Below are 6,000 nucleotides of genomic sequence, written 5' to 3' on the forward strand. Positions count from 1 at the left end.
GGCTCAGCCCTCCTCGCCCGCGGCGGTGCCGCGGGACACGATCACGTTGTAGAGGGTGACGACGTGCTCGCCGTCGACGGTGTCGACCTCGGAGCGGGTGGTCAGCAGGTCGTTGCCCGCGGCCTGCCGGATCTCCTCGATCGACGTGGTGACCGTCACCTCGTCGCCGGCGCACAGCGGGCGCGCGTAGACGAACCGCTGCTCGCCGTGCACGACCCGGGCGTAGTTGAGGCCGAGGTCCGGGTCGAACATCGCCACCGCCATCGCCCGCATGCCCAGCACGAACGGGAACGTGGGCGGGCACACCAGGTCGGGGTGGCCGAGGGCGCGGGCGGCCGTCACGTCGTGGTAGGCCGGGTTCTGGTCGCCGATGGCGGTCGCGAACTCGCGCACCTTCTCGCGGCCCACCTCGTACGGCGGGCTCGGCGGATAGGTCTTGCCGACGAACTCGGGGTTCAGTGCCACGGCGGCGAACCTACCCCGTCAGGACCGGGGCGGACCCGAGGGTCAGCGGGTCTCCTTGTGCACCGTGTGCTTGTTGCACGTCGGGCAGAACTTCTTCACCTCGAGCCGGTCGGGGTCGTTCCGCCGGTTCTTCTTGGTGATGTAGTTGCGGTTCTTGCAGTCCTGGCAGGCCAGGGTGATCTTCGGACGGACGTCGGTCGCCTTGGCCACGGGAGTGCCTTTCCTCGCTTCGGTGGTGCGTGGGTGCCTTCGGACGGCACCCGGTCGGGACGGGGTAGCGGAGGCCGGATTTGAACCGGCGACACAGCGATTATGAGCCGCTTGCTCTGCCTGGCTGAGCTACTCCGCCGTGCGGTCGCCCCCCGCCGAGGCGGGGGCCGACCTGTCGAGCCCCAATACGGAATCGAACCGTAGACCTTCTCCTTACCATGGAGACGCTCTGCCGACTGAGCTATTGGGGCACAGCGATCGGCAAGGGTACACGCACCGGCCGGGGTACCCGAAATCGGCGGATCGCCCTGTCCCGTGGTCGACTGGGGCCATGCCCTCCCTGCGTCCGAGCCGCTGGACCGCGGCCGACATCCCCGACCTCGCCGGCCGACGCGCCGTCGTCACCGGAGCCAGCTCCGGCATCGGCCTCGAGGCCGCCGCCGAGCTCGCCGGCCACGGCGCCGAGGTGACCCTCGCGGTCCGCGACGCCGCCCGCGGGGCGGCCGCCGCGGAGGAGATCACCCGCCGCTTCCCCGGTGCCCGGGTGGAGGTGGGGCTGCTCGACCTGGCCGACCTGGGCAGCGTGCGCGCGTTCGCCCGCGACTGGCCGGCGGCGCACCCGGGCGGGCTGGACCTGCTGGTCAACAACGCCGGGGTGATGGCGATCCCCCGGCGGGAGAGCGCCGACGGCTACGAGCTGCAGCTCGCCACCAACCACCTCGGCCACGTCGCCCTCACCCTGGCGCTGCTGCCGGCCCTGGCCGAGCGCCCCGGCTCCCGGGTGGTGACCGTCTCGTCCGGGGCGCACCGCTTCGGCCGGATCCGCTTCGACGACCTGATGGGGCTCACCTCGTACTCGCCGTGGGCGGCGTACGGCCAGTCCAAGCTGGCCAACCTGCTGTTCGCGTTCGAGCTGCAGCGCCGGCTGGAGGCCGCCGGGCTGCCGGTGTCGTCGATGGCGGCGCACCCCGGGTACGCCGCCACCAACCTGCAGGCGGTCGGCCCGCGGATGGTCGGCTCCCGGGTCCGGGAGGCGGCCATGGGGGTGGCCAACCGGGTGCTGGCCCAGTCCGCCGCGATGGGCGCGCTGCCGACCCTGTACGCGGCCACCGAGCCGGGCCTGCCCGGCGGCAGCTACGTCGGCCCGGACGGGTTCGCCGAGCAGCGCGGCCACCCGCGCGTGGTGCGGGCGTCGGCCGCGGCGTACGACGAGGACGCGGCCCGACGGCTGTGGGACGTCAGCCTCGAGCTCACCGGGGCCGACCCCGGCCCGCTGGCCCCCTGATCTTCCGCTTGTGGTGGCGGGTGGGTGAGCGGGTGCTGGAGGAACCCGCCCCCCCAGGAGGGGGGGGGGGGGGGCGGGGCGGGCGGGGCCCCCCCGCCCGGGGCGGGGGGGGGGGCCCCCCGCCCCCCCCGGGGGGGTTGGCGTGGGGGGGTCGGGGGGGGAGGGACGGGGCGGGCGTGGGGCGTCAGCCGGGGTAGACCGGCGCGGTGCCCTGGGTGCGCGGCCGCCACAGCCCCGACGACGACTGGTAGACGCGGCCGTCCCCGGCGCCCACGAGCAGCGGCTGCGCCGGTGCCGCGGCGACGTACCGGGGGTCCTCCGGCGCGCCGAGGGCGCGCAGCGTGCCCCGCGCGACGTCGACCAGGAAGACCTGGGTCGGCCCGGCCCCGTCGGAGGCCAGCACGGCCAGCGTCTCCGGCCCCTCCCAGACCACGTCGTCCACCTCGGACAGCCGGGTCTCCACCCGTTGCGGCCCGGCGATGCGGACGTCCGCGCCCCGGCGCTCGATCCGGGCCACCTGCAGCAGGGTCCGGGTCCCGCGACGCAGCACCAGCGCGGCCCGGGTGCCGTCCCGGGACAGCGCCAGGTCCAGCACGGTCGCGTCGTCCGGCAGGCCGTCGACCGCGACCGGGGTCACGGTGCCGTCGGCGGCGACCCGCTGCACGACGCCGGTGCCGTCCACCGTCCACGCGGTCGCGGTGCGGTCCAGCGCCGGGGCGGACAGCCCCTCGGACACCAGTCGCTCCGTCAGCGCCCCCCCGGGCTCGACCTCCCCGGTGTACAGCCGGGCCCCGTCCGGCGACACGGCGGCCAGCGCGGTCCCGTCGGCGGACAGCGCCACCGTGCCCAGCGGCGGGTCGCCCTCGCCCGCGGCCCCGGACACCGGCTGCGGGCCGGTGGTCCCCAGCCGCAGCAGGGCCTGGTCGCGGACGACGTACGGCGTGGTCCCCGGCGCGAGGCCCGCGGGGTCGACGTTCGGCCAGGAGTCGCGCGGCTGCGGGGAGGTCGCGCCGGGGACGACGTACGGCTGGCCCGAGACGGTGAGGTCCACGGCGGTGACGTCGGGCAGCTGCTTGAGCGTCCAGACCAGCTGGGCGGACAGCGCGCGCCGGGTGGTGTCGTCGGCCCCCAGGGCGGGCGCGGTGAGGTCGACGCGGGCGATGCCGTTCTCGATCGGCACCGCCTCCAGCGCCAGCTCGGTGCCGTCAGGTACGGCGGTGCGCACCGCCGGCGCCAGCCAGCGGGTCGGACCGGACAGGACGGCGGCCGCCAGCGTCGTCGCCAGGCCGGGCCCGATCACGGGGATGGTGCGCGGGTCCGGGACCAGGATCGAGAACGCCGGGTCGAAGAAGTACACGTCGTACGTCCGGAACGCCCGCTCGACGTCCGAGCGGGACAGCACCAGGCCCGGCGGGAGCGCGGTGATGCGCCACTCGCCGTCCACCTGCGCGAGCACCAGCTCCTCGGACAGCTCCCGTCCGGGCGGGGCGACCTCGAACCGCCCGTCGGCCGAGATCGTCCCCACCAGGCCGCCGGTGGCCGACACCCGGCCGGTCTCGGTCTCCTCCAGCGTGAGCCCCGGGCTGTCGTACACGCGGACGCCGGCGGAGGGGTCCCAGGCCGGGCGGATCGGGGGCGCGAGGTACTCCCGGGCCACCGCGTGGTCGCCGTCGAAGGAGGCCGAGGCCTCCAGGAACCCCTCGACCACCTGCGTCGGCGTCATCCCCGGCCGGGGCGGTCGCGCGATCACCCGGATGAACTGGTCCTCCGGGTCCAGACCGATCTGGGCGCCCTGCTCGATCGGCCCGCTGGTCGGGATCGAGGAGCACCCGGCAAGAAGCGTCGCCACGGCGACCACGACGGCCAGCACCGCCGCGAGCGGTCGCCGCGGACGGTTGCGGCTCACGGCTGCCCACCCCCGTCGGACTCGACCGGCGCACCGCCGGCGTACGGGGCGGCGACCCCGACCGGGGGCTGCGCCGGCGCGTCGGACGGCTCCAGCGGGATCGGGGACTCGATCAGGTCGTCGCCCGCGTGCCGGGGCAGCGTGAGCCGGAAGTGCGACCCCGCGCCCGGTGACCCCCAGGCCTGCAGCCACCCGCCGTGCAGGTGCGCGTCCTCCAGCGAGATCGCCAGCCCCAGGCCGGTGCCCCCGGTCGTACGGGCGCGCGCCGGGTCGGCACGCCAGAACCGGTTGAACACCAGCGACGACTCCCCCGGGCGCAGCCCCACGCCGTGGTCGCGCACGCCCACCGCCACCGCGCCGTCGTCCTGGGCGACGGTCACGACGACCGGCCGGCCCTCGCCGTGCTCGATCGCGTTGACCACGAGGTTGCGCAGCACCCGGTCGATGCGGCGGGAGTCGACCTCGGCCGAGCACGGCTCGTCCGGCATCTGCAGCACCAGCTCGGACCCCTTGCGGTCCGCCAGCGGCAGCGCGCTCTCGACCGCCCGTCGGGTGATGACCCGCAGGTCGGCCGGCTCCACCTCCAGGACCGCGGCCCCGGCGTCGTAGCGGGAGATCTCCAGCAGGTCGGCGAGCAGCGCCTCGAACCGGTCGAGCTGGTTCTGCAGCAGCTCCGCGGAGCGCGCGGTCGCGGAGTCGAACTCGTCGCGCTGCTCGAACAGCACGTCGGCCGCCATCCGGATCGTGGTGAGCGGGGTGCGCAGCTCGTGCGAGACGTCGGACACGAAGATCTGCTGGACCCGGGACAGCTCCTCGAGCCGGTGGATCTGGTCCTCCAGGCTCGCGGCCATGTCGTTGAACGACCGAGCCAGCCGGGCCAGGTCATCCTCGCCCCGCACCGACATCCGCTCCGACAGGTGGCCGTCGGACAGCCGGCCCGCGGTGGCGGCGGCCTGCCGGACCGGTGTCACGACCTGGCGGGTGACCAGGGCGGCCAACGCGCCGAGGCCGATCACGAGCAGCACGGCGGTGAGCAGCACGGTGGACCGGACCAGGTCCAGCGTGGCCTGCTCCTGGGCGAGCGGGAACAGGTAGTACAGCTCGTACGGGCCGGCCGTCGGCACGGTGAGCGGCGCGCCGACGACCAGGCCGGGCACGGACCGACCGTCGAGGTAGCGGATCTCGGTGTAGGTCCAGGACTGGCGCTGCGAGGTCAGGACGGCGGTGCGCAGGTCGCGCGGGACGCTGGCCTCGGACACCAGGTTGGTGCCCCGCTCGGGCGCGTCGATGACCCCGCCCGGGGCCGACGACAGCAGCAGCACCTCGAAGATCCCCGGGGAGCCGGCCCGCGCGGCCAGCTGCCCGATCACGGTGTCGACCAGCCGCGAGGGGGTCGGGGTGGACGGACCGGTGTTGGCCGCGGCCAGCAGCTGCTGCGCCTCGGACAGGCCGGCCGTCGCCTCGCCGACCGACGACACCTCCTTGGCCTCCACCAGGCCCGAGGTGACACGCGACATCAGCAGCAGGCCGAGCAGGCCCACGACGACGACGGACAGCAGCAGCGACGTGGTGACGACCCGCAGCTGCAACGACTGGCGCCAGGCGGACCGCACCCGGCGGGCGGCCGCGACGACGCCCCGCCCACGGGTGCGCGTCGCGGCCTCCGTCACGGCGGTCCCGCCTTGTAGCCGACGCCGCGGACCGTGACCACGATCTCCGGCCGCTCCGGGTCGCGCTCGATCTTCGCCCGCAGCCGCTGCACGTGCACGTTGACCAGGCGGGTGTCGGCGGCGTGCCGGTAGCCCCAGACCTCCTGCAGCAGCGCCTCGCGGCTGAACACCTGCCAGGGCTTGCGGGCCAGGCAGACCAGCAGGTCGAACTCCAGCGGCGTCAGCGCGATCGGCTGGCCGTCGCGACGCACCACGTGCCCGGCCACGTCGATCGCGAGGTCGCCGATCTCCAGCTGCTCGGGCCGCGGCTCCTCGGTGCGGCGCAGCCGGGTCCGGATCCGGGCCACCAGCTCCTTGGGCTTGAACGGCTTGACGATGTAGTCGTCCGCGCCGGACTCCAGCCCCACCACGACGTCGACGGTGTCGCTCTTGGCGGTGAGCATGACGATGGGGACGCCGGACTC

At 75.2% G+C, this 6,000-nt stretch carries 6 protein-coding genes and 2 tRNA genes; 1 reads left to right on the top strand and 7 read right to left on the bottom strand.

Features of this window, described 5'->3' with window-relative positions; all coding sequences use genetic code 11:
• Positions 1–3: 3 nt before the first annotated feature.
• From R2737_13965 to R2737_13980, 4 genes are all read right to left on the bottom strand, one after another.
• Complete coding sequence (locus tag R2737_13965; protein MEZ5117366.1) at positions 4–465, bottom strand: MaoC family dehydratase N-terminal domain-containing protein; 462 nt, start codon at positions 463–465, stop codon at positions 4–6.
• 42 nt (positions 466–507) lie between these two features.
• Positions 508–675: a 50S ribosomal protein L33 gene (gene rpmG, locus R2737_13970; protein MEZ5117367.1), complete on the bottom strand. Its 168-nt coding sequence runs from the start codon at positions 673–675 to the stop codon at positions 508–510.
• A 65-nt stretch (positions 676–740) separates the two neighbouring features.
• A tRNA-Met gene (locus R2737_13975) sits at positions 741–814 on the bottom strand.
• A gap of 39 nt (positions 815–853) precedes the next feature.
• Positions 854–926: transfer RNA gene (locus tag R2737_13980), tRNA-Thr, on the bottom strand.
• A gap of 80 nt (positions 927–1,006) precedes the next feature.
• Between R2737_13980 and R2737_13985 the strand changes: the two genes are divergently transcribed.
• Positions 1,007–1,960, top strand: a complete 954-nt coding sequence (locus R2737_13985) for an oxidoreductase (protein MEZ5117368.1) — start codon at positions 1,007–1,009, stop codon at positions 1,958–1,960.
• A 184-nt stretch (positions 1,961–2,144) separates the two neighbouring features.
• On the opposite strand, the gene R2737_13990 is transcribed toward R2737_13985, so the two are convergent.
• The 3 genes from R2737_13990 to R2737_14000 all read right to left on the bottom strand — a co-directional run.
• Entirely contained in the window at positions 2,145–3,866 is a 1,722-nt protein-coding gene (locus tag R2737_13990; protein ID MEZ5117369.1) for an LpqB family beta-propeller domain-containing protein, read from the bottom strand.
• The gene (gene mtrB / locus R2737_13995; GenBank protein ID MEZ5117370.1) at positions 3,863–5,536 is read right to left on the bottom strand and encodes an MtrAB system histidine kinase MtrB; all 1,674 of its coding nucleotides are present in this window, start codon (positions 5,534–5,536) and stop codon (positions 3,863–3,865) included. Before mtrB ends, R2737_13990 begins: the two co-directional genes overlap by 4 nt.
• Positions 5,533–6,000, bottom strand: a 468-nt coding sequence (locus R2737_14000; GenBank protein MEZ5117371.1) for a response regulator transcription factor, incomplete at its 5' end; no start/stop codon positions are given. The genes mtrB and R2737_14000, both read right to left, overlap by 4 nt.

It is taken from the genome of Candidatus Nanopelagicales bacterium, from assembly GCA_041393815.1.
GTDB lineage: Bacteria > Actinomycetota > Actinomycetes > S36-B12 > JAWKJK01 > JAWKJK01.

Coding starts and splice junctions, on each gene's coding strand:
- R2737_13985 (MEZ5117368.1), top strand. CDS start 1,007: ATGCCCTCCCTGCGTCCGAGCCGCTGGACCGCGGCCGACATCCCCGAC.